The following is a 22,356-nucleotide window of genomic DNA, read 5'->3' on the forward strand; positions in this document are numbered from 1 at the left end:
CCGCCGTCACAGGCGGGCACCGGGTCTCCCCCTCAGGTGGGAGTTCCCCCCAGCCACATCCGGCCGGCCAGCGACGCACCGCCGAAGGTCGCGGCCGGCTCCCACCGGGTCGCCCAGCCCTCGGCCTGCAGCTGGACCAGCGCCGCGCCGACGACCGCGCCGAGGGCCAGCGAGGTGACCGGGGTGATCGGGTCGGCCAGGTGGACGTCGACGACGTCGCCGTCGTCCCCCTCCTCGCTGCCGTAGCGGAAGACCACCGGGAACTCCGGGAGCGCCGCCACGGCGGTCCGGAACGCCTCGGTGACCGCGAGCAGGGCGCCGTCCCGGTGGGCGAGGGAGGCGGAGCTGGCGCGGCTGCCGACCAGGTCCCGGGTGCCCGTGGGGAACAGGTCGCCGGCGCCGAGCCGGACCAGCGGACGGGTGCCCTCGTCCGGCGTCGGCGGCCGGAACCGGAGGCCGCGGACCACCGCCACCGGGACGCCGCCGAGCTTGCCCTTGACCAGGTCACCGGCGGCGGCCAGCTCGTCGACCACCGCGACCTGGGTGGTCTCCAGTCGGTTGCCGTGCGAGTCGACGGCCCCGCGGTGGTCGACCAGGGCGGGCAGCCCCGCCGCCCCGATCGCCACGTCGGTGACCCCGTCCCGCCAGGGCCGGCCGAAGGTGTCGCTGACCACGACGGCCACGGTCACCCCGAGCAGCTCGTGCAGCCGGTCACGCAGCCGCCCGGCCGAGGCGTCGGCGTCCTCCGGCAGCAGCACCAGGGCGTCGGAGGCGACGTTGGAGGCGTCGATGCCGGCGGCGGCCACCACCCAGCCGTGCCGGGTCTCGACGATCTTCAGCGGCCCTCGGCGGGCGACCACCCGCACCGTCTCGGCGGTGATGGCCTGCTGGCGGGCGCTCTCCCGGTCGGTGCCCGGCGGGACCGACACCAGATTGCCCTCGACCTTGGACACGACCTTCGAGGTGACCACCAGGACGTCGTCGTCGCTCAGCCAGGGGGCAGCGGCGGCCACGGCGCCGGCGAGGTCGTCGCCGGGGCAGAACTCGGGCAGCCCGGCCACCGGCAGCACCGAGATGCCCGCCGGTGGTGCGGTCACCGGGGCCCTGCTCCGGCTGCGTCCAGCGCGGCCTGGGCCAGCGCCTGTGTCGCCTCCGGTGAGCTCATCAGCAACGGGACGGCGCGCACGTCGACGCCGGGCACGGTGGCCTGGTCGCCGGTGTGCACCAGCCAGGCGTCCAGCAGGCCGCCGGCGGACCGGGCGCCGTAGTGCCGGCCGACGCCCTCCGCGCTGACCTCGACGCCGACCACGGGCAGGCAGCGGTCGGCCATGCCGCGCAGCGCGGCGCCGTCGACGATGGGGGAGATGCCGACCACCCGGCCGGTGGCGGCGCGGACCGCGTCGCGGATGCCGGGCACCCCGAGCACGGTGCCGATCGAGACGACCGGGTTGGACGGCGCGAAGACCACCGCGTCGGCGGTGCGGAGGGCCTCGACGACGCCGGGGCCGGGACGGGCGTCGTCCACCCCGACCTGGACGAAGCTGCTGGCGGCCAGGGCGGCCCGGTGCCGGATCCACCATTCCTGGAAGTGGATGGCGCGCGGGCGGCCGGTCTCGGGGTCGTCCACCACGACGTGCGTCTCGACCCGCTGGTCGCTCATCGGCAGCAGCCGCACCCCCGGCTGCCAGCGCTGCGCGAGCGCGGCGGTGACGTCGGAGAGCGGGTAACCGGCGTCGAGCATGCGGGTGCGGACCAGGTGGGTCGCGATGTCCCGGTCGCCGAGGCCGAACCAGGTCGGTTCCGCACCGTAGGCGGCCAGTTCGTCCTTCACCGTCCAGCTCTCGCCCCGGCGACCCCAACCACGGTCCTCGTCGATCCCGTCACCCAGCGTGTACATCACGGTGTCCAGATCGGGGCAGATCCGCAGCCCGTGCAGGGTCACGTCGTCGCCGGTGTTGACCACGGCGGTCACCTCGGCGTCGGGAGCCGCCGCGAGGAGGCCGCGGAGGAAGCGGGCGCCGCCGACGCCGCCGGCGAGTACGACGATGTGCACCCGACCATCGTGCCTGATCGGCAGAACTCCACGGCGGACCCGGGTCCGCCCCAGACGATCTACACGAAACCGCCCGGTCTCGCTGGCAGATGGTGTGGCAGACCCCGGCGTGTCCGGGTGGGCTGTGACCACTCCCGAACGAGGTGTGACCTGTGTGGTCCGTGTGGTGCTGCGTTACACCGGCCCGACTTGACCTCGACTCAACGACACGCGTGTAATTCCGATGTCGTCATCAGGTGCTGGCGACTGGGATCCGCCCAGCAGCACGCACCGGGACGCAGCGAGAGGGGACGCAACGTGATAGTCGAGGTGTCGTGGTTGATCGAGCACGAGAGCTCTGCGGCAGGCCCCACCCCGGCCTCCTCCGGGCGGGACGTGCTGGGGAGGGCGGACGTCTTCGACGCCGGGCTCCCGGGCGTGGACGCCGAGGAGCAGAGCTGGCAGGAGCGCGCGCTGTGCGCCGAGACCGACCCGGAGGCGTTCTTCCCGGAGAAGGGCGGCTCCACCCGCGAGGCGAAGAAGATCTGCACCGGCTGCGAGGTCCGCGCCGAGTGCCTGGAGTACGCCCTCACCATGGACGAGCGCTTCGGCATCTGGGGCGGGCTCTCCGAGCGTGAGCGCCGCCGCCTGCGTCGCCAGGCCGGCTGACGACGACCCCGCACCTCCCCACACCCCTCCCGCACGGTCGGCGCAACGACGCGCCGACGATGCTCGTCACCGAGTGCTCCACGCTCCGTCCCCACGGACCCTCGCCCGTGTGGTCGACCCGTGTGGTCGACTGGGCCCGTGCACACCCGGGTCGCCGACGGCCGCGCCGCCGTCGTCCGTGAGGTCCGCGCCGCCGCACCCCTCCTGACCGGGGTCGCCGCCCCCCTCCCCGCCCGCCCACCGTGGCTCACCGCTGCGCTGAACACGCAGGCCGGCCGCCCGCTGGGTCGGGTCCGTCCTCGGGCGGTGCTGGTCGGGCAGGACGCGGAGAGCCCTCCTGTCGGGGTGGCCCTGCTGTCCTTCCGGCGTCGCGGCGTCGGCACCGTGGTCACCCTGCTGGGTGCCGAACCCGGCCCGCTGCCCCCGGGACGACCCCAGTCCCGGCTGCCGGCCCGGGACGACGAGGTCGCCGCACGGCTCGCCGCCGGGGTGATCGGCCTGCTGGACCGGGTCCGGGGCCCGTGGACCCTCCGGCTGACCGGGCTCCCGCTCGGTGACCCGACGGTGCGGTACCTCGCTGCCGGGCTGCCCGACGCCCAGCTGGCCACCGCGCGCAGCCGGCGCCTGGTCGACGAGCTGGACACCGTCGCCGACGTCGTCCGCAGCCGGGACCCGGCCGAGGTCGAGCGCTGGCTGCCGGCCGTGCTGGCGCAGCTCCCCGCCGCGCAGCGGGACTTCGTGCGTGCCGCGGCCCGGCTGCACGCCGCGACCGGTGAGCTGGAGGTCGCCGTCGTCCCGGCGGACGACGGGCCGAGCGCCCTGCTGCTCACCCTGCTCGACCGCGGCACCGCCGGGGAGGAGCGCTGGCCGTGGTGGGGGACGAGTGACGTCGGCGGGCTCCGCCGCGAGCTCGGCGCCCCTGCGGGCACGCTCACCGCCGTCGCCGGCCTCGCCCAGCTGGGCCGCCGGGGCGCGGTCAGCCGGGGTGCTGCAGCCGGGTGACCCCGCGGTCGGGTGCGGTGGCCGCGCTGTCCAGCCCGATCCGGACGACGCCGGCCGCCGGGGTGGTGCCCTCCCGGCGCGGGCCGTCGGGCGCGATCGAGGCGGCCAGCTGGTAGGCCCTGCCGGTGTAGCTGGGCGCGCTGCCGTTCGGGCGCGTGTAGGTCGGGAAGAGGCCGCTCAGCTCGATGCGGTCGCCGTCGCGGGTGACCTGGAGCGCCGGGCTGGCCAGGTCGGCGTACTCGGTGATCGACCGGGCGCAGCCGGCGGCCACCGGGTCGGCAGGCGGCTCGGCGGTCAGGCAGTTGTACGTGGGCAGCCGGACGTGCGCCAGGGCGCGTCGGCCGTCGGTGGTGAGGCTGACGCTGGGGTAGGTGACGGTCAGCCCCACGGCCCGCTCCTCCAGCACCACCCCGCCGAAGGTCGCCGTCGCCGCGACGCCGTCGGTGCCCAGCGGGACGGAGGACAGCGCCAGGGCGCCCGCCTCGGGCTGGACTGCGGCATCGGTTGACTCGCTCTCCGGGGTCGGTGTGGCGGGAGCGGGCGGGGCGGGTGCAGCTGCCGTCGTCCCGGTGACGGCGCCGTCCGCCGCGGTGGCGTCCAGGCCGACGTCCCCGGGCCGGTTCGTGGGTGCACCCACGGCCACGGCGGCGAGGACCAGCAGGGACGCCGCCGTCAGGGTGGTGGCGGACAGGACCGTGCGCGACAGCGTGCCGCCGGGTGTCCGGACCGCGGTCGCCGTGGCGCCCGCGCCGGTGGTCCGTGGCTGCACTGCCGCCGGCCGGGCGGTGGCAGTGCCGGGCGGGGTGTCCCGGAAGCCGGGCAGGTCGTCGAGCTCCTCGACGTCGGTCCCGCGGTGACCGGCGTCGCGGGCCGCCGGACCGGCAGCGCGCCTCCCGGTCAGGAGGGTCGACGCCAGCCCGGCGCACAGCCCGGCGGCCAGGGCCAGCAGCACCGCGACGACCACCCACCGGGCCCCGGCCGGCGACCCGGATGCGCCGGTCGGCGAGGCCTCCCGGCCGGGGTCGACGTCCACGAGGTCCTCGGCGGCGCCGACCGCGACCAGCCGGTCCACCACGGCGTCGGCGGCGGCCACCGCCGCGTCCCGGTCGGGCAGCGTCACCCGGACCGCGACGGTGGCGGTGCCGGGGGCGCGGTCGGCAGCGGTGCCCTCCGCGAGCTCGGCCAGCGGCACCTCGGCCAGCGCCGGCGCGTCGGCCTGCGCCGCAGCCAGGACCTCGGCCGACCCGGCGAGCGCGGCGTACCGGTCGGCCAGCAGCAGGGCGGCACCGGCGCCGGCCTCGGTGCGGGGGGTCACGGTCAGGGTCGCGGTGGCCGTCGTCGTCCGGGGCTGGAAGGCCAGCAGCACCAGGCCGGCGGCGAGGACGGCGAGGAAGGCGACCAGCCCGGTCACGGCTGCCCGCCGTCCGGGCCGGCTCTGGTCAGCTGTGCTCATCTCGGCGCCCAGCATGGCAAAGGGGTCGGCTGCGACCCGTTCAACCGGCGGGGTCGATCTCCTCGGGGTCCCGTCCCAGCAGCACCGCCACCTGGTCGACGACGACGTCCCGCACCAGGTCGGCGAGGTCGTCGCGGTCGGCGGCCCGGATCTCCAGCGGACGGCGGTAGACCACGATCCGGGCCGGGTGCTCGTGCCCGCCCTCCCGGTGCGCGGGCAGCACGCGAGCCAGCGGGACGCTGCCGTCCTCCAGCACGTCGGCGTCCAGCACCACGTCGTCGGGGCTGGTGTGGTCCACCCAGGGCACGTCCTCGACGGCGAACTCGACGCCGGCCAGCTCACGTTCCCAGCGGCGCTCGAGGTCCTCGACCGCGTCCAGGACCAGGTCGTCGAACTGCTCGGCGCGGCTGCGGGACAGCGGCACCGTCGGCGGCACGAGACGACCGCGCAGGCCGCGGCCATGGCGGTCGCGCCGGGCGCGGGAAGGGAGGCGGTCCATCGCGGCAGGAGCCTACGGCCTCACCGGACCGCGGCGGTGCCAGCGATCGGCCGGGGACGCCCGGCCAGGGACGGCTGGGTCGGGTGGGCCAGGACGGAGAGGTGGGGGTGGACGTGCGTGATCCGGTGTGCCTCCTCCCCAGACGGCGTCGGCCCGGATAGTGTGCCCGGCGTGAGGAACCGGTGGTGAGGCAGTCACGTCGCTGTTCGCGCAGCGGCTGCGCACAACCGGCGGCGGCCACGCTGACCTACGTGTACGCGGAGTCCACGGCCGTCGTCGGCCCGTTGGCGACCTACTCCGAGCCGCACAGCTACGACCTGTGCGAGTTCCACGCCGAGCGGCTCACGGTGCCCCGGGGCTGGGAGGTCGTCCGGCACGAGATCGACGCCGACGACCTCGGCCCGACCGGTGACGACCTGCTGGCGCTGGCCGATGCGGTGCGCGAGGCAGCCCGCCCGGAGCCGCCGCGCGACCCGGCCGACGACGGCAGCGGCACCCGCCGCGGCCACCTGCGCGTCCTCCCCAACCTCCCCTGAGACGCTGGGGCGCCCGGCGCCCACTGCGCCGTTAGGGTCGACCCGCCGTCGGTCACTCGGGCCGCGGTCACCGACTGCGAGGATGAGCTGCGTTGCCGGACCTGACATCGATCATCAAGGCCTACGACGTGCGCGGGGTCGTCCCTGACCAGTGGGACGAGACCGTCGCCCGCGCCATCGGGACCGCCTTCGCCGAGTTCGTGCACCAGGAGACGGGGGCGACCGCGGTCGTCACCGCCCACGACATGCGCGACTCCTCGATCCCGCTGTCCCGGGCCTTCGCCGAGGGCGTGCTGTCCCGCGGGCTCGACGTCGTCGAGGCCGGGCTGGGCTCCACGGACATGCTGTACTTCGCCGCCGGCTCACTGGAGATGCCGGGTGCGATGTTCACCGCCAGCCACAACCCGGCGCAGTACAACGGCATCAAGCTGTGCCGGTCCGGCGCCGCGCCGATCGGCCAGGAGTCCGGGCTGGTCCAGATCCGCGAGTGGGCCGAGCAGCTGCTGGACGGGGCGACCGTGTTCGACCGCGACCCGGGCGGCCCGGGCACGGTCAGTGCTCGGGACGTCGCCGTCGAGTACGCCGCCTACCTGCGGGGCCTGGTCGACCTCTCCGGCATCCGGCCGCTGAAGGTCGTCGTCGACGCCGGCAACGGGATGGGCGGGCACACCGTCCCGGTGGTGCTCTCCGGCCTGCCGCTGGAGATCGTGCCGATGTACTTCGAGCTCGACGGGTCCTTCCCCAACCACGAGGCGAACCCGCTGGACCCGGCGAACCTGGTCGACCTGCAGGCGGGGGTGCGCGAGCACGGCGCCGACATCGGCCTGGCCTTCGACGGGGACGCCGACCGCTGCTTCATCATCGACGAGCGCGGTGAGCCGGTGAGCCCCTCGGCGATCACCGGGCTGGTCGCCGTCCGGGAGCTCGCCAAGGGCACCGGGACGGTGATCATCCACAACCTGATCACCTCCCGGGCGGTGCCGGAGATCGTCCGCGAGCACGGCGGGGAGCCGGTGCGCACCAGGGTCGGGCACTCCTTCATCAAGGCGGAGATGGCCCGCACCGACGCCGTCTTCGGCGGTGAGCACTCCGCGCACTACTACTTCCGCGACTTCTGGCGGGCCGACACCGGCATGCTCGCCGCGATGCACGTGCTGGCCGCGCTCGGCGAGCAGTCCCGCCCGCTGTCGGAGCTGACCGCCGAGTACGAGCGCTACGTGGCCTCGGGCGAGATCAACTCCACGGTCGCCGACCAGGCCGGCCGGGTGGCCGCCGTCCGCGAGGTCTACGGCGAGCAGGACGGGGTGACCTTCGACGAGCTCGACGGCCTGACCGTCTCCCTGCCCGACGGCGCGTGGTTCAACCTGCGGGCCAGCAACACCGAGCCCCTGCTCCGGTTGAACGTCGAGGCCCCCGACGCAGCCCGCATGGCGCAGGTGCGCGACGAGGTGCTCGAGGTGGTCCGCGCATGAGCGGCCCGGCCGCCGGCGGCGGGACGCTGGGCATCGACCCGGAGCTGCTCGCGATCCTCGCCTGCCCGGACACGCACCACACGCCGCTCACCGTCGACGTCGAGGCGAGCGAGCTGGTCTGCCCGACCTGCTCCCGGGCCTTCCCGGTGCGCGACGGCATCCCGGTGCTGCTGCTCGACGAGGCCCGGCAGCGCAGCTCATGACCTCGCCCGAGCTCGCCGAGGAGGTCCTCGACGACCTCGAGCTGCTGCGTGCCCGCGACCCCCGGGGGCTGTTGCCGGCGGTCGCGGGTGCCGGGGCCCAGGTCCGGGAGACGACGCAGCTGACGCGGGAGGCCGGGCTGCAGCGGGCGACCTCGGGTGGCCGTCCGCGTGGGCTCGTGATCGTCGGGCGGCGCGAGGGGGCGGTCGCCGCGGCGGTGCTGCGGGCGCTGCTCGGGCCGGCCAGCCCGGTGACCGTGGACGTCGTCCCGGGCCCGGACCTGCCGGTCTGGATGGGCCCCTCGGACATCGCGGTGGTGGCCACCCGGACCGGCGCCGGCCGGTACGCCGTCACCCCGGCCTACGAGGCCGCGCGCCGTGGCGTCGTGCTGGTCGGCATCGGCGCCGAGGGCGCCCCGCTGCACGGTGCGTGCGCCAGCGCCCGGGCGCCCTACGTGCCGCTCCCGGCCTCCCGGGTGCAGCACACCGCGCTGTGGTCGCTGCTCACGCCCATGCTCCTCCTCGCTGCCGAGCTGGGACTCGTCGCGGAGGACGCCGCCGACACCGAGCTGGTGGCCGCGGCGCTGGACGAGGTGGCGGCGGAGTGCGGCCCGGCCCGTGAGTCCTTCGTGAACCCGGCGAAGACCCTGGCGCTGGAGCTGCTGGACGCGCTGCCGGTCATCGCCGCCGAGGGTCCGCTGGCCGGGGCCGCGGCCGGCCGGGTCGCCGATCAGCTGGCCACCCTGGCCGGGCTGCCGGTGACCGGCTTCCGGCTGCCCGACCAGCGGGTCGCTGCGTGCACCGTCCTCGGCGGCCTGCTGGCCCCGGAAGAGGGGCAGGACGACTTCTTCCGGGACCGGACCGACGACGCCGGCCGCCGGCTGCGGCTGATCACCATCCGCGACGCGGACGCCGGCGAGCACGACGCCGGGGAGCGCGACCCGCGGTCGGCGGAGGAGGCGATGCAGGAGGTGCTGCGCACTGCGGCGGCACACAACGTCCCGGTCAGCGCGCTGGCCGAGCACGCCGAGCCGGAGCGGCAGCCCCGGCTGGCCCGGCTCGCCCGGCAGCTCTCCGTCGCCGACTTCAGCGCCGTCTACCTGGCGCTGGCGCTGGACCACGAGCGGGCGCTCCACCCCTGACCTGGTGCACGACGCGGTGGACGTGGTCGGCGGTTCGGCCGTGGACACCGCCCAGCCGGAGGTATGGTCCGGCGCGATGTGGCAGATGACGAACGCCGTGCGCCATTACCCCTGGGGATCCCGCACGGTCATCCCGGACCTGCTCGGGCAGCCGTCGCCGGCTGACCAGCCGCACGCGGAGCTGTGGATGGGCGCGCACCCGGGGGAGCCGAGCGTGCTCTCCGACGGCCGACCGCTGGACAAGGCGATCGCCATGGAGCCGGAGACGATGCTGGGTGCAGACGCCCGGCACCGCTTCGGTGATCGGCTCCCCTTCCTGATGAAGGTCCTCGCGGCGGATCAGCCGCTCTCCCTCCAGGCCCACCCGACCACCGCTCAGGCAGAGGTCGGGTTCGCGGCGGAGGAGGCCGCCGGCGTCCCGCTCGACGACCCGACGCGGACCTTCAAGGACCCCTTCCACAAGCCGGAGATCCTGCTGGCGATCACGCCGGTCGAGGCGCTCTGCGGCTTCCGTCCGCTGGTGGAGTCGCTGCACTGCCTGGCGAAGCTCCAGCTGACCGAGCTGCTGCCCACCGTCGCCGCGCTCGCCCACGGGGGCCTGCGGACGGCGATCCCCCAGCTGCTCGCGCTGTCCGAGCGGCGCCGGGAATCGCTGGTCAGTGCGGTCGCGGACAAGGCGGCGAGCTTCGTCGCCAAGCACGATCCCGAGTTCATCAACACCTACCGCTGGGCGGAGAACCTCGCCGAGGCGTACCCGGGCGACCCTGGCGTGGTCATCTCGCTGCTGTGCAACCACCTCACGCTGGCGCCGGGTGAGGCGGTCTTCCTGCCCGCCGGCAACCTGCACGCCTACCTCAGCGGTGCCGGGGTGGAGGTGATGGCCAGCTCGGACAACGTGCTGCGCGGCGGGCTGACCAGCAAGCACGTCGACCTGGCGGCGCTGATCGAGGTCCTCGACTTCACCGACGGCAAGGTGCCGGTCATCCACCCGGTGCTCGGCCGCGGCGGGCTGCGCTACCCCGTCCCGGTCGACGACTTCGACCTCACCCGGTGCCAGGTCGACGTCGACCCCGGTGTGCTCACCACGCCCGGGCCGCAGGTGGTCCTCTGCGCAGAGGGCGTCGCGGTGCTCACCGGCGCGGACGGCGACCTGACGCTGCGGCAGGGGCAGTCGGCGTTCGTGCCGGCCGGGCAGGCGGTCACCGCCCGCGGTCCCGCGGTGCTGTACCGCGCCACGACCGCGCTGCGCTGACGCGGCCGCGGGGACGCCGGGTCGACCGCCCCGGCGGGTAGGCTCCACCGTGGCACGAGCCCCGCCGAAGCCTCGGCATGCTCGCTCGCCCCGCAGCTGCGGGGACCACAGCGACCGACAGAGCCCGCCCACCCTGGGCAGGGCCGGACACTGGAGCGACATGACCGCCAGCACTGGCACCCGCACCCTGACCGACGGCGACTTCAAGGTCGCCGACCTCTCCCTGCACGGCTTCGGCCGCAAGGAGATCAGCCTCGCCGAGCACGAGATGCCCGGCCTGATGGCGCTGCGCGCCGAGTACGGGGACGCCCAGCCGCTGGCCGGGGCCCGCATCGCCGGCTCGCTGCACATGACCATCCAGACCGCCGTGCTGATCGAGACGCTGACCGCCCTCGGCGCCGACGTCCGCTGGGTGAGCTGCAACATCTTCTCCACCCAGGACCACGCGGCCGCGGCGATCGTCGTCGGCGAGGGCACCCCCGAGGAGCCCACCGGCGTGCCGGTCTTCGCCTGGAAGGGCGAGACGCTGCCGGAGTACTGGTGGTGCACCCAGCGGCTCTTCGAGTTCACCGACGCCGACGGCACGATCATCGGGCCGAACATGCTGCTGGACGACGGCGGCGACGCCACGCTGCTGGTGCACCTGGGCACCCGCTTCGAGGCCGACGGCGTCGTCCCGGACACCACCGAGGCCGACTCCGAGGAGTACGGCGTCATCCTGGACGCGCTGCGCACCAGCCTGACCGAGGACGACCAGCGCTGGACCCGCATCGGTGCGGCCATCAAGGGCGTCACCGAGGAGACCACCACCGGTGTGCTGCGGCTGTACGAGCTCGCCCGGGAGGGCCGGCTGCTCTTCCCGGCGATCAACGTCAACGACTCGGTCACCAAGAGCAAGTTCGACAACCTCTACGGCTGCCGGCACTCGCTGATCGACGGTCTGAACCGTGCCACCGACGTGATGATCGGCGGCAAGGTCGCCGTCGTCTGCGGATACGGCGACGTCGGCAAGGGCTGCGCGGAGTCGCTGCGCGGCCAGGGCGCCCGGGTCATCGTCACCGAGATCGACCCGATCAACGCCCTGCAGGCGGCGATGCACGGCTACGAGGTGACCACGCTGGACGAGGTCATCGGCAAGGCCGACATCATCATCACCACGACCGGCAACAAGGACATCATCTCCGCCGAGCAGCTGGCCTCGACCAAGCACCAGGCGATCATCGGCAACATCGGTCACTTCGACAACGAGATCGACATGGCCGGCCTGGCCCGCACGCCCGGCGTCGTGCGGACGACGATCAAGCCGCAGGTCGACGAGTGGCGGTTCGCCGACGGCCACACGATCATCGTGCTCTCCGAGGGGCGGCTGCTGAACCTGGGCAACGCCACCGGGCACCCGAGCTTCGTGATGAGCGCGTCGTTCTCCAACCAGACGCTGGCCCAGATCGAGCTGTGGGGCAACCGCGCCGCCTACGAGGGCAAGACCCCCGGCGTCACCGTGCTCCCCAAGAAGCTCGACGAGCACGTCGCCCGCCTCCACCTCGACGCCCTCGGGGTGAAGCTGACCACGCTGTCCAAGGTGCAGGCCGACTACCTCGGCGTCCCGGTCGAGGGCCCGTACAAGAGCGACCACTACCGCTACTGATCGGACCCCGCGCCAGGAGCGCACCGCACGGCTCTGAGCTGCACGTCCCGCCCCGCCCGGGGAGTTCCCCGGGCGGGGCGGACCGCTGGGTGGACGTCGTCGCGCAGAATGGGTGCGTGCCCCCTTCCGCTCCCACTGCCGGGACCAGCCGCGGCCGCGTCCTCGTCGTCGACGACGACGCCGCCCTCGCCGAGATGCTGGGCATCGTGCTGCGCCGGGAGGGCTACGATCCGGCGTTCGTCTCCGACGGGGCACGAGCCGTGGCGACCTTCCAGCAGATCCGCCCGGACCTGGTCCTGCTGGACCTGATGCTGCCGGGCCGCAACGGCCTGCAGATCTGCGCCGACATCCGCACCCAGTCCACGGTGCCGATCGTGATGCTGACCGCCAAGGGCGACACGATCGACGTCGTCCAGGGCCTGGAGGCCGGGGCCGACGACTACGTGACCAAGCCGTTCAAGCCGGTCGAGCTGGTCGCGCGGGTGCGGGCACAGCTGCGCCGCGGGGAGAGCGGTCAGGCGGAGAGCCTGGCCATCGGAGACGTGCAGATCGACGTCCCGGCGCACCAGGTCACCCGGGACGGCGAGCCGATCGCACTCACCCCGCTGGAGTTCGACCTGCTGGTGGCCCTCGCCCGCAAGCCCCGTCAGGTCTTCACCCGTGAGCTGCTGCTCGAACAGGTCTGGGGCTACCGGCACGCCGCCGACACCCGGCTGGTGAACGTGCACGTCCAGCGGTTGCGCGCGAAGGTGGAGCGCGACCCCGAGAAGCCCGAGGTGGTCCTCACCGTCCGCGGGGTGGGCTACAAGGCCGGCCCGCCGTGACCCGGGCCCCCCGCCGGTCGTGAGCACCGCCACCGGGGAGCCGGCTGTCGACCGGACCGGCGTGGCTGCACCGGGCACCGCCGCTCCGGGTACCGCCGCTCCGGGCACGCCCTCGGCCCGGCCTGCCCGTCGTCCGCCGTCGGCGCGGGTCCGCCGCCGGGTGCGCCGCATGCGGCGGCGCGCACTGGTGGCCGGCGGGCGTGCCCTGCGCCGCGCGCTGCACGCCTGGCGGTCCTCGCTGCAGCTGCGGATCGGCGCCATCACCATGCTGGTCGCCAGCACCGTCGTGGTGATCGTGAGCCTGGTGCTGTTCAGCCAGATCAGCGACCAGCTGCTCCGGGTCAAGCGCGACGCGGCCATCGACCAGGTGCTGAACGGGGTGGCGTACGCGCAGACCGAGGTCAGCGGCATCGCCACCGGCGACTCGGCCAGCGTGCGTTCCACGCTGGCTCGTACGGTCACCGGCCTGACGTCGCGGGGTGGCGCCGCCGGCGACTTCGACGTCGTGATGGTCTACGGATCCGGCGACCAGGAACGCCCGGCGTGGAGCCGGCTGGAGATCTACCCCGCCCTCCCGGCCGACCTGCGTGCGGAGGTGGCCGACGGGTCGCCGGCCTACCGGTACGCAGAGGTGCCCGGTGCGCAGGGTGAAGCCGTGCCCACCCTGGTGGTCGGGGCCCCCGTGCCCACCGACGCCCGCAGCGGCGACCGGGTGGAGGTCTACTTCGCCTTCCCGCTGGACCAGGAGCAGGAGAGCCTGGGGCTGATCCGCAGCACCGTGGTGATCAGCGGCACGGCGCTCGTGTTGTTCGTCGTGGGCATCGGCGTCCTGGTGACGCGGCTGGTCGTCGGCCCGGTGCGCCGCGCCGCCGGAGGTGCGCAGCGGCTGGCGGCCGGGCACCTGGAGGAGCGGCTGGCCGTGCGCGGCGAGGACGACCTGGCCCGGCTGGCCACCAGCTTCAACGCGATGGCCGAGAGCCTGCAGAAGCAGATCACCCAGCTGGAGGCGCTGTCGCACCTGCAGCAGCGGTTCACCTCCGACGTCTCGCACGAGCTGCGCACGCCGCTGACCACGGTGCAGATGGCGGCGGACGTGTTGCACGAGGCGCGCGCGGACTTCGACCCGGCCGTCGCCCGCTCCGCGGAGCTGCTGCGGGCGGAGCTGGACCGTTTCGAGGGGCTGCTGACGGACCTGCTGGAGATCAGCCGGTACGACGCCGGCGCGGCGACGCTCGAGGCGGAGGCGCAGGACCTCGGCCCGCTGGTCGAGCGGGTCGCCGCCGGGATGACCGTGCTCGCGGAACGGCACGGCTGCACGCTGGAGGTCGACGTCCCGACGTCGGCGGTCATCGCGGAGGTGGACGGGAGACGGGTGGAGCGGGTGCTGCGCAACCTGATCGGCAACGCGATCGAGCACGGGCAGGGTCAGCCCGTGGAGATCACCCTGGCCGCGAACCGTGCGGCGACGGCGATCACGGTGCGCGACCACGGTGTCGGCCTGGACCCGGTGGCGGCCCAGCACGTGTTCGACCGGTTCTGGCGCGCCGACCCCTCCCGGATGCGCACCGTGGGCGGCAGCGGCCTCGGCCTGTCCATCAGCCTGGAGGACGCCCGGCTGCACGGTGGCTGGCTGCAGGTGTGGGGCCAGCCCGGGCAGGGGGCGCAGTTCCGGCTCACCCTGCCGCTGACCGCCGGCGCCGACCTGGCCAGTTCACCGCTGCCACTGCGTCCGGCGCCCACGCGCTCCGTCGGGGGCGCGTCGTGACCGGGCACCGCTCCGCACGGCTGGCCTCGCTCGTCGCGTTGTTCGCCGCCTGCGCGCTCGCCGGCTGCAGCACCGTGCCCAGCAGTTCCCCGACGGTGCGGATCACCCAGGCGGCCGCCCCGCCGGCCGGCGCCGTCGGCATCGAGCCGCCGGCCCCGGTACCGGGTGCGACGCCGGAGGAGGTCGTCCGCGGGTTCATCGACGCCAACGCCAGCACCGTCCGCAACCACCCCGTGGCCCGCCAGTACCTGACCGAGGAGGCCGCGGCGGCCTGGCGCGACACGGACGGGCTGACCGTCATCAGCGGCGACTACGCACCGGTGCGCACCGCGCCCGGCGTCGTCGAGGTCACCGCTGCCGAGGTGGGCACCGTCGACCAACGCGGCAGCTTCACGGTCGGCACCGGGGAGGTCTACGACCACACCTTCACGCTCACCGAGGAGTCGGGGGAGTGGCGGATCAGCGACCCGCCCGACGGGCTGCTGATGCTCGAGCCGGACTTCGCCCGCACCTACGAACCCGTCGACGCCTACTTCCTGGACCAGTCCGGCACCCGGGTGGTCCCCGACCCCCGCTACCTGGTCGACGGTGGTGCCCAGCCGAACACGCTCGTCGAGCGCCTGATCGACGGACCGTCCCCGCAGATCGCCGCCGGCGTGCTCAACCCGCTGGCCGACGCGGAGCTGCGCAGCACGGTGAGCACCTCCGGTCGGACGGCGACGGTCGACCTGACCTTCCCCGCCGACGTCGACGACGCGACCCTGCAGGCGGCCTCCGCGCAGCTCGTCTGGTCCCTGGACCAACTGGACGTGACCTCGGTGAGGGTGCTGCGCGACGGGCAGGAGCTCGGCCTGCCGGACGTCCCTGAGGAGCAGCGGGTCGACGACTGGCAGCAGTACGACCCCGACGTCGTCCCGGCCGATGCGGTCGGCCACTACGTGGCCGACGGTGCGCTGCGTCGTGCCTCCGACGGCAGCGCCGCACCCGGGCCCGCGGGGGAGGGGGTGTACGGCCTGGAGTCTGCGGCGGTCTCGGTGGACGGCCGGACCGGGGCCCTGGGGCTCACCGCCGGGGTGTCGACCTCGGTCTCGCCGTCGGGGGCGCCGGCCACGCTGTACGCCGGTCAGTACGGCGAGGAACTGGCGCCCGCGCTGACCGGCAGCAGCTTCACGGAGCCGACGACGGCCGGCACCCGGGCCGAGGTGTGGACCGTGCGGGACGGCGCCGAGGTGATCCGGCTGCCCGAGGGCGGGGCGTCGCAGACGGTCAGCGCCCCCACGTTGCCCGGACTCGGCCGGGCGACCACGTTCCAGCTGTCCCCGGACGGGCTGCGGGCCGCCGTGGTGATCGACGGTCCCGAGGGCGGGCAGCTCTACGTCGGGACGGTGGTCCGGGCTGATGACGCGGTCAGTGTCCGGGACCTGCGGTCGGTCACCCCCGCGATCCGGCAGGTCGTCGACGTCGCCTGGCGGAACGCCGGGTCGCTGCTCCTGCTGGCCGGTGACCCGAGCACCGGGCGCACCGTGCCCTACGAGGTGAGCGTGGACGGCTGGGGGCTCAGTGAGCTGACCACCTCGGGGCTGCCCGCACAGCCGACCGGTGTCGCGGCCGCGCCGGGGCGTCAGCCCCTGGTCAGCGCCGGCGGCACGCTCTGGCAACTGCCCGGGGGCAACTGGGTCACCGCCGTACGTGGTGCCGAGCCGCTGCCGGGAGGGGCACCCTTCTACCCGATGTGACCGGACGGCGCCGGCCGTCGTCCCCACGCCCGCCCCGGGCCCCCAGCGCCGCGCTGCGGGACCGGGGTGCGGTTGGGGACCGGCAGGCTGCCGGCATGGTCGGCGCGGGCGGCATGGACGGGGACGGCGGGGTGGCCGGGGTGCTGCGGGCCGGGAGCCGGGCGCTGGCCGACCTGGTCCTGCCCCGCAGCTGCGCCGGCTGCGCCCGGCCCGGCGACGTCCTCTGCCCGGCCTGCCGGTGTCGGCTCACCCGGCCCCGGCTGGCCGAGCCGCGCCGGCACCCGCCCGGCTTCCCGCCGACCGTGGCGGCCGGCGCCTACGCCGGGCCGGTGCGCCCCACGGTGCTGGCCTTCAAGGAGCACGGCCGGGCCGAGCTGGCCGGTCCGCTGGGTGCGGCGCTGGCGCTGGCCGTCGGCGTCGTGCTGGCCGGTGCGGCCGGGCCGGCGACCGCGCCCGTCGTGCTCGTCCCGGTGCCGAGCTCGGCGGCGGCGGTGCGCCAGCGGGGTCGGGACCACGTGCGGGAACTGGCCGACCGCGCCGTCGCCGAGCTGCGGGCGGCCGGCGTGCCCGCCCGGACGGCGCCGGTGCTGGGCAGGCTGCGGGGGCGGGCCGGGCGCACCCGGGACTCCGCCGGCCTGGACGCGGCCGCGCGGCGGGCCAACCTGGCCGGCCGGTTCCGCGTGCTGCCCGCCGGGCACCGGGCGTGGGCCGGGGTGCCCGCGGGCAGCCGGCTGGTGCTCGTGGACGACGTCGTCACCAGCGGAGCGACCCTGACCGAAGGGGCCCGGGCGCTCGCCACGGCCGGGGACACGCCGTGGCGGGACACGCCGGTGGTGGCCGCAGTCGTCGCGGCGACTCCACGACGAGTGCACCGACCGTTCGCCGCGCCGCCACCTGGGTCGTTCACGGTGCGTGGTCGAGCTGGGGCAGGACCGGACCCTGCTTCCACTGTCGGGACCGGGGTACAGCGTCTAGCGTCGGGTTGATCACACCCCGCTCAACCGGGAGGTCCCATGGAGATCGTGGTCCGTGGTCGTAACGTCGAGGTGCCCGAGCACTTCCGCCAGAAGGTGGAGGACAAGGTCGGCCAGCTGGAACGGTTCGACGGCAAGGTCATCCGCATCGACGTCGAGCTGCTGCACGAGAAGAACCCTCGGCAGGCAGCCAACGCCCAACGCGTGGAGATCACGCTCAGGGGCAAGGGTCCGGTCGCCCGCGCCGAGGCGTCTGCCCCCGACTTCTACGCCGCGCTGGAGCTCGCGGCCGGCAAGCTCGAGAACCACATGCGACGAGCCAACGACCGTCGCCGCGTGCACCACGGCCGGCGAACGCCACCGAGCGTGCGGATCGACGGCGTCCCCACGGTCGAGGAGCCGGTGCTCGACGGGGTGGGCAGCGCCCCCGTGCGGGAGCCGGACGGGACGACCGCCGACGTCGAGGCCGCGCTGGCCGACGGCCCCTTGGTGACCGACCTGGACGAGCACCTGCCCGGCCAGGTCGTCCGGGAGAAGGTGCACCCGGCCACCCCGATGCACATCGACCAGGCCCTCTACGAGATGGAGCTCGTCGGCCACGACTTCTTCCTCTTCCTCTGCGCCGACACCGGCGTGCCCTCGGTCGTCTACCGGCGGCACGCGTTCGACTACGGGCTGATCCGGCTCGGCGCCCCGGCCGACGCCGAGGACGGCGCGGCTCCGGCCGCCGCCGTCGCGGCATCCGCGGCGGCGGGGGACCTCCAGCCCGCGCACGCCTGACCCGCTGCCCCGGCGAGCCGCCCTCCGCATCCGTGGAGGGCGGCTCGTCGCCTGTCCGGGGTCAGTCGGTGGGCAGCCGGGAGAAGACCGCGGCGTCGCCCCGGCTGCCGTCCCGGTAGGCCAGGTAGGAGCGCAGCACGCCCTCCTGGGTGAACCCGGCCCGGCGGGCGACGGCCTGGGAGCCGGTGTTGCGCACGTCGGCGACCAGGTACACCCGGTGGGCGCCCAGACCGAGCGCCCACTCGGCGAGTGCGTGCGTGGTCTCCGCGGCGTAGCCCCTGCCGCGGGCCGATGGCGCGAGCCAGTAGCCGATCTCCGGGCCCATCGGGTGCTGGCCGATCCGGTGTACCCCGGTGGACCCGACGACGGTGCCGTCCACCTCGATCGCCAGGTTGGTGCCGGCGCCTGCCCGGCGTTCGGCCGGGGAGTCCTCGAGGACGTACGCCAGGGCGTCGGCGCGCGTGTACGGCACGGGGATGTTGATCCAGCGTTGGACGTCGGGGTCCTGGCAACCGGCGAGCACCGCCTCGACGTCGTCCTCGCGGAAGGGGCGCAGCAGCAGGCGGTCGGTGCGCACCACCTCGGTGGTCAGGTCGATGCCGCCGAGGTCCATCCCGGTCACTGCAGCTCCTCGGGACCCCGCCAGCGTTCGGCGTTGCCCAGCACCCGGTCGATCGAGATCTCCAGCACGACCCGGGCCGGGTTGACCCGCGGCTGCTGGTAGCGGACGGCGTACCGGGCCTCGGCGTCGGCGACGGAACCGGCGTCCTCACGCACCACCGCCGTTCCCTCCAGCGTCGTCCACACCTTGCCGTCGACCTGGCAGACCGCCACCCGGGCCGGCCCGCCCTGTTCCTGCCCGCCCTGCACCTGCCCGCCCTGCACCTGCCCGCGTCGCACGTGGCGGACCTTCGCCGAGGTGCCGGAGGTGATCACCCGGGCGGTGCCGGTGGCGGCGTCGAGGGTGACGCCGACCGGCACGACGTGCGGGGTGCCGTCGGCGCGCAGGGTGGTCAGCGTGGCCAGGTGCCGCTCGGTGAAGAAGGCCACCAGCCCGGGTCCGAGCAGCGGGGGAGGTGGGGAGTCTGCGGCGGAGGACACGTCGCGGAGGGTACGAGTCCGGGGCTCCGGGCAGGACGCTCGGCCGCGCCGGGACCGGTTCACAGCCGCGCCGCCTACGCTGGGGTCGTGGTGTTCAACAAGATCCTGCGTGCCGGTGAGGGCAAGATCGTCCGACGGCTGACGAAGATCGCCGACGCAGTCGAGGCCCTGGAGCCCGACGTCACCGATCTGACCGACGCCGAGCTGCGCGCGAAGACCGACGAGTTCAAGGCGCGCTACGGCGACGGGGAGTCCCTGGACCACCTGCTCCCCGAGGCGTTCGCCGTGGTCCGTGAGGCGGCCACCCGCACGCTGGGCCAGCGGCACTACCGGGTGCAGCTGATGGGCGGTGCCGCGCTGCACCTGGGCAACATCGCCGAGATGAAGACCGGTGAGGGCAAGACCCTGACCGGTGTGCTGCCGGCCTACCTGAACGCGCTCAGCGGCGACGGCGTGCACGTGATCACGACCAACGACTACCTGGCCCAGCGCGACGCCGAGTGGATGGGCCGGGTGCAGCGCTTCCTGGGCCTGTCGGTCGGCACGATCGTCTCCGGCCAGAAGCCCGAGCTGCGCCGGCAGCAGTACACCGCCGACATCACGCACGGCACGAACAACGAGTTCGGCTTCGACTACCTGCGCGACAACATGGCCTGGAGCAAGGGCGACCTGGTCCAGCGCGGCCACGCCTTCGCCATCGTCGACGAGGTCGACTCGATCCTCATCGACGAGGCGCGCACCCCGCTGATCATCAGCGGCCCGGCCGAGACCAGCGCCAAGTGGTACGGCGAGTTCGCCCGCATCGCCCCGTTGATGAAGCGCGACCGGCACTACGAGGTCGAGGAGGCCAAGCGGACGGTCGCCATCACCGAGGAGGGCGTGGAGTTCGTCGAGGACCAGCTCGGCATCGAGAACCTCTACGAGGCCGCCAACACCCCGCTGATCAGCTACCTGAACAACGCGCTGAAGGCCAAGGAGCTCTACAAGAAGGACCAGCAGTACATCGTCACCGACGGCGAGGTCCTCATCGTCGACGAGTTCACCGGCCGCGTGCTCTCGGGCCGGCGCTACAACGAGGGCATGCACCAGGCCATCGAGGCGAAGGAGCGGGTGAAGATCAAGGACGAGAACCAGACCCTCGCCACGATCACCCTGCAGAACTACTTCCGGCTCTACGAGAAGCTCTCCGGGATGACCGGCACGGCCCAGACCGAGGCCGCCGAGCTCAACCAGACCTACTCCCTCGGCGTCGTGCCGATCCCGACGAACCGGCCGATGGTCCGCGCCGACCGCGCCGACGTCATCTACAAGACGGAGAAGGCCAAGTTCGACTCCGTCGTCGAGGACATCGCCGAGCGGCACGAGGCGGGCCAGCCGGTGCTGGTCGGCACCGCGAGCGTGGAGAAGTCCGAGCTGCTGAGCAAGTACCTGCTCAAGCGCGGCATCCCGCACGAGGTCCTCAACGCGAAGAACCATGCCCGGGAGGCGTCGATCATCGCGATGGCCGGGCGGCTCGGCGCCGTCACCGTCGCCACCAACATGGCCGGCCGAGGCACCGACATCCAGCTCGGCGGCAACGCCGAGTTCATCGCCGACGAGGAGCTGCGTGCCAAGGGCCTGTCCCCGGCGGAGACCCCGGAGGAGTACGAGGCCGCCTGGGACGAGGCGCTCGCGTCGGCGAAGGAACAGGTCAAGGCCGAGCACGACCAGGTCGCCGAGGCCGGTGGGCTGTACGTGCTGGGCACCGAGCGGCACGAGAGCCGGCGGATCGACAACCAGCTGCGCGGCCGGTCCGGGCGTCAGGGCGACCCGGGTGAGTCGCGGTTCTACCTGTCCCTGGGCGATGACCTGATGCGCCGGTTCAACGGGCCGATGCTCGAGTCGATGATGACCACGCTGCGCGTCCCCGACGACCAGCCGATCGAGTCCAAGATGGTCAGCCGGGCGATCCTGTCCGCGCAGACCCAGGTGGAGCAGCAGAACCACGAGGTCCGCAAGGACGTCCTCAAGTACGACGAGGTGCTCAACCGGCAGCGCACGGTCATCTACGACGAGCGCCGCAAGGTGCTCGACGGGGAGGACCTGCACGTGCAGGTGCAGACGATGGTCGACGACGTCGTCATCGCCTACGTGAGCGGGGCGACCGAGACCGGCTATGCCGAGGACTGGGACCTCGAGCAGCTGTGGGACGGGCTCAAGGCGCTGTACCCGGTCGGCCTGGACCGGCAGGAGCTGCTCGACCGGGTCGCCGACGGCGACCAGGCGGCGCTGACCGCGGACGTGCTGAAGGAGGAGCTGCTCACCGACGTGCACACCGCCTACGCCGCCCGCGAGGAGGCGCTCGGCTCCGACGTGATGCGCGAGCTCGAGCGGCGGGTGCTGCTCACCGTGCTGGACCGCAAGTGGCGTGAGCACCTCTACGAGATGGACTACCTGCGGGCCGGGATCCACCTGCGCGCGATGGCCAACCGCGACCCGGTCGTGGAGTACCAGCGCGAGGGCTACGACATGTTCAACGCGATGCTCGACGGGATCAAGGAGGAGTCCCTCGGCTTCCTCTTCAACCTCGAGGTCAAGACGAAGGACCAGCAGGCCGCGGAGGCCGCGCAGAAGCAGGCGGCCGCCGAGGCGGAGGCGCTCTCCCGGGCGCAGGCCGGGACCCAGCGGGTGCTGGCCCGGCAGGCCGCGGCCGCAGCCCAGGCGGCAGCCGCTGCTCCGGCGGCAGCCGCTGCTCCGGCGGAGGCCGCTGCCCCGGTCGCTCCCGCCGAGCCGGCCGCGCCCACCCCGCCGGCCGAGTCGGCCGCACCGGCCGCCGAGCCGGTCGCCCCGGCAGCGGACGGCAACGGCACGGCCCCGGCCGTGCCGGTTGCTGCGCCGACGTCCAACGGCGGCGGGACGACGAGCTCGGCTCGGCGCACCCGCAAGGCCGCCCCCGCGGCGGCTGCCGCGCCGGCGCCCGCGGAGCCGGTGTCCACGGGCACCGGGCCGGAGCTGGACGTGAAGGGCCTGGAGGCCCCGGACCAGACGGAGCTGAGCTACAGCGCGCCCAGCCTGGACTCCTCCGCCAAGGACGGTGGCCGGGCCAAGGCGGCGAAGACGGCGACCGTCACCGGCACCAAGGAGACCCCGCGCAACGCGCCCTGCCCGTGTGGGTCGGGCAAGAAGTACAAGCAGTGCCACGGCGTCGCCGGCTGACGCGCTGAGCTCCCCGATGCCCCGCCGACCACCTGGTCGGCGGGGCATCGTCGTCGTGCGGTCCCGACCTGCGCCACCG

General features: G+C 74.3%; 20 protein-coding genes. 14 read left to right on the forward strand and 6 right to left on the reverse strand.

The features are described 5' to 3' along the window. Positions 1 to 32 precede the first annotated feature (32 nt). A complete protein-coding gene (locus tag O2W16_RS09870; protein WP_269158654.1) occupies positions 33 to 1,097 on the reverse strand; it encodes a coenzyme F420-0:L-glutamate ligase in 1,065 nt (354 codons plus the stop codon). Next, positions 1,094 to 2,053 (reverse strand): 2-phospho-L-lactate transferase, encoded by a 960-nt coding sequence (gene cofD / locus O2W16_RS09875; RefSeq protein ID WP_269158655.1) that lies wholly within the window; start codon positions 2,051 to 2,053, stop codon positions 1,094 to 1,096. The genes O2W16_RS09870 and cofD overlap by 4 nt, the downstream gene beginning before the upstream one ends. A 378-nt stretch (positions 2,054 to 2,431) precedes the next feature. On the opposite strand from cofD, the gene O2W16_RS09880 reads away from it, so the two are divergent. Together O2W16_RS09880 and O2W16_RS09885 are read left to right on the forward strand one after the other, a co-directional pair. Continuing rightward, positions 2,432 to 2,701: a WhiB family transcriptional regulator gene (locus O2W16_RS09880; protein WP_331254102.1), complete on the forward strand. Its 270-nt coding sequence runs from the start codon at positions 2,432 to 2,434 to the stop codon at positions 2,699 to 2,701. A gap of 138 nt (positions 2,702 to 2,839) precedes the next feature. Then, on the forward strand, positions 2,840 to 3,703 hold the full coding sequence (locus O2W16_RS09885; protein ID WP_269158656.1) for a hypothetical protein: 864 nt from the start codon (positions 2,840 to 2,842) through the stop codon (positions 3,701 to 3,703). On the opposite strand, the gene O2W16_RS09890 is transcribed toward O2W16_RS09885, so the two are convergent. Together O2W16_RS09890 and O2W16_RS09895 are read right to left on the reverse strand one after the other, a co-directional pair. Further along, positions 3,678 to 5,156: a hypothetical protein gene (locus tag O2W16_RS09890; RefSeq protein WP_269158657.1), complete on the reverse strand. Its 1,479-nt coding sequence runs from the start codon at positions 5,154 to 5,156 to the stop codon at positions 3,678 to 3,680. The genes O2W16_RS09885 and O2W16_RS09890 overlap by 26 nt on opposite strands. Positions 5,157 to 5,196: 40 nt before the next feature. Further along, the gene (locus tag O2W16_RS09895) at positions 5,197 to 5,655 is read right to left on the reverse strand and encodes a metallopeptidase family protein (protein ID WP_269158658.1); all 459 of its coding nucleotides are present in this window, start codon (positions 5,653 to 5,655) and stop codon (positions 5,197 to 5,199) included. A gap of 185 nt (positions 5,656 to 5,840) precedes the next feature. Between O2W16_RS09895 and O2W16_RS09900 the strand changes: the two genes are divergently transcribed. The 11 genes from O2W16_RS09900 (at position 5,841) to hpf (ending at position 17,981) form a co-directional block, all read left to right on the forward strand. Continuing rightward, positions 5,841 to 6,191 (forward strand): DUF3499 domain-containing protein, encoded by a 351-nt coding sequence (locus O2W16_RS09900; protein ID WP_269158659.1) that lies wholly within the window; start codon positions 5,841 to 5,843, stop codon positions 6,189 to 6,191. 92 nt (positions 6,192 to 6,283) lie between these two features. After that, on the forward strand, positions 6,284 to 7,663 hold the full coding sequence (locus tag O2W16_RS09905) for a phosphomannomutase/phosphoglucomutase (protein ID WP_269158660.1): 1,380 nt from the start codon (positions 6,284 to 6,286) through the stop codon (positions 7,661 to 7,663). Beyond that, positions 7,660 to 7,866: a Trm112 family protein gene (locus O2W16_RS09910; RefSeq protein ID WP_269158661.1), complete on the forward strand. Its 207-nt coding sequence runs from the start codon at positions 7,660 to 7,662 to the stop codon at positions 7,864 to 7,866. The genes O2W16_RS09905 and O2W16_RS09910 overlap by 4 nt, the downstream gene beginning before the upstream one ends. Then, on the forward strand, positions 7,863 to 9,005 hold the full coding sequence (locus O2W16_RS09915; RefSeq protein ID WP_269158662.1) for an SIS domain-containing protein: 1,143 nt from the start codon (positions 7,863 to 7,865) through the stop codon (positions 9,003 to 9,005). Before O2W16_RS09910 ends, O2W16_RS09915 begins: the two co-directional genes overlap by 4 nt. A 4-nt stretch (positions 9,006 to 9,009) precedes the next feature. After that, positions 9,010 to 10,257, forward strand: coding sequence for a mannose-6-phosphate isomerase, class I (gene manA / locus O2W16_RS09920; protein ID WP_269158663.1), 1,248 nt, complete (start codon positions 9,010 to 9,012; stop codon positions 10,255 to 10,257). 160 nt (positions 10,258 to 10,417) lie between these two features. After that, complete coding sequence (ahcY, locus tag O2W16_RS09925; RefSeq protein ID WP_269158664.1) at positions 10,418 to 11,902, forward strand: adenosylhomocysteinase; 1,485 nt, start codon at positions 10,418 to 10,420, stop codon at positions 11,900 to 11,902. A 116-nt stretch (positions 11,903 to 12,018) separates the two neighbouring features. Then, positions 12,019 to 12,726 carry an MtrAB system response regulator MtrA gene (mtrA, locus tag O2W16_RS09930; protein ID WP_269158665.1) on the forward strand — a complete coding sequence of 236 codons (708 nt, stop codon included), beginning with the start codon at positions 12,019 to 12,021 and terminating at the stop codon, positions 12,724 to 12,726. Between the two features lie 169 nt (positions 12,727 to 12,895). After that, positions 12,896 to 14,491 carry an MtrAB system histidine kinase MtrB gene (gene mtrB, locus O2W16_RS09935; protein ID WP_269158666.1) on the forward strand — a complete coding sequence of 532 codons (1,596 nt, stop codon included), beginning with the start codon at positions 12,896 to 12,898 and terminating at the stop codon, positions 14,489 to 14,491. Further along, positions 14,488 to 16,227 (forward strand): LpqB family beta-propeller domain-containing protein, encoded by a 1,740-nt coding sequence (locus O2W16_RS09940; protein ID WP_269158667.1) that lies wholly within the window; start codon positions 14,488 to 14,490, stop codon positions 16,225 to 16,227. Before mtrB ends, O2W16_RS09940 begins: the two co-directional genes overlap by 4 nt. Before the next feature lie 95 nt (positions 16,228 to 16,322). After that, entirely contained in the window at positions 16,323 to 17,213 is an 891-nt protein-coding gene (locus O2W16_RS09945; RefSeq protein ID WP_269158668.1) for a ComF family protein, read from the forward strand. Positions 17,214 to 17,240: 27 nt separating this feature from the next. Next, complete coding sequence (hpf, locus tag O2W16_RS09950) at positions 17,241 to 17,981, forward strand: ribosome hibernation-promoting factor, HPF/YfiA family (protein WP_269158669.1); 741 nt, start codon at positions 17,241 to 17,243, stop codon at positions 17,979 to 17,981. Between the two features lie 61 nt (positions 17,982 to 18,042). Here the strand turns inward: hpf and O2W16_RS09955 are convergent, their stop codons facing one another. Both O2W16_RS09955 and O2W16_RS09960 read right to left on the reverse strand, forming a co-directional pair. Beyond that, entirely contained in the window at positions 18,043 to 18,594 is a 552-nt protein-coding gene (locus O2W16_RS09955) for a GNAT family N-acetyltransferase (RefSeq protein ID WP_269158977.1), read from the reverse strand. Between the two features lie 5 nt (positions 18,595 to 18,599). Further along, complete coding sequence (locus O2W16_RS09960) at positions 18,600 to 19,082, reverse strand: pyridoxamine 5'-phosphate oxidase family protein (protein WP_269158670.1); 483 nt, start codon at positions 19,080 to 19,082, stop codon at positions 18,600 to 18,602. Positions 19,083 to 19,169: 87 nt separating this feature from the next. On the opposite strand from O2W16_RS09960, the gene secA reads away from it, so the two are divergent. Next, a complete protein-coding gene (gene secA / locus O2W16_RS09965; RefSeq protein ID WP_269158671.1) occupies positions 19,170 to 22,277 on the forward strand; it encodes a preprotein translocase subunit SecA in 3,108 nt (1,035 codons plus the stop codon). The last annotated feature ends 79 nt before the right edge of the window (positions 22,278 to 22,356 follow it).

This window comes from Modestobacter sp. VKM Ac-2984 (assembly GCF_026967985.1).
In the GTDB taxonomy this organism is placed as follows: Bacteria; Actinomycetota; Actinomycetes; order Mycobacteriales; family Geodermatophilaceae; genus Modestobacter.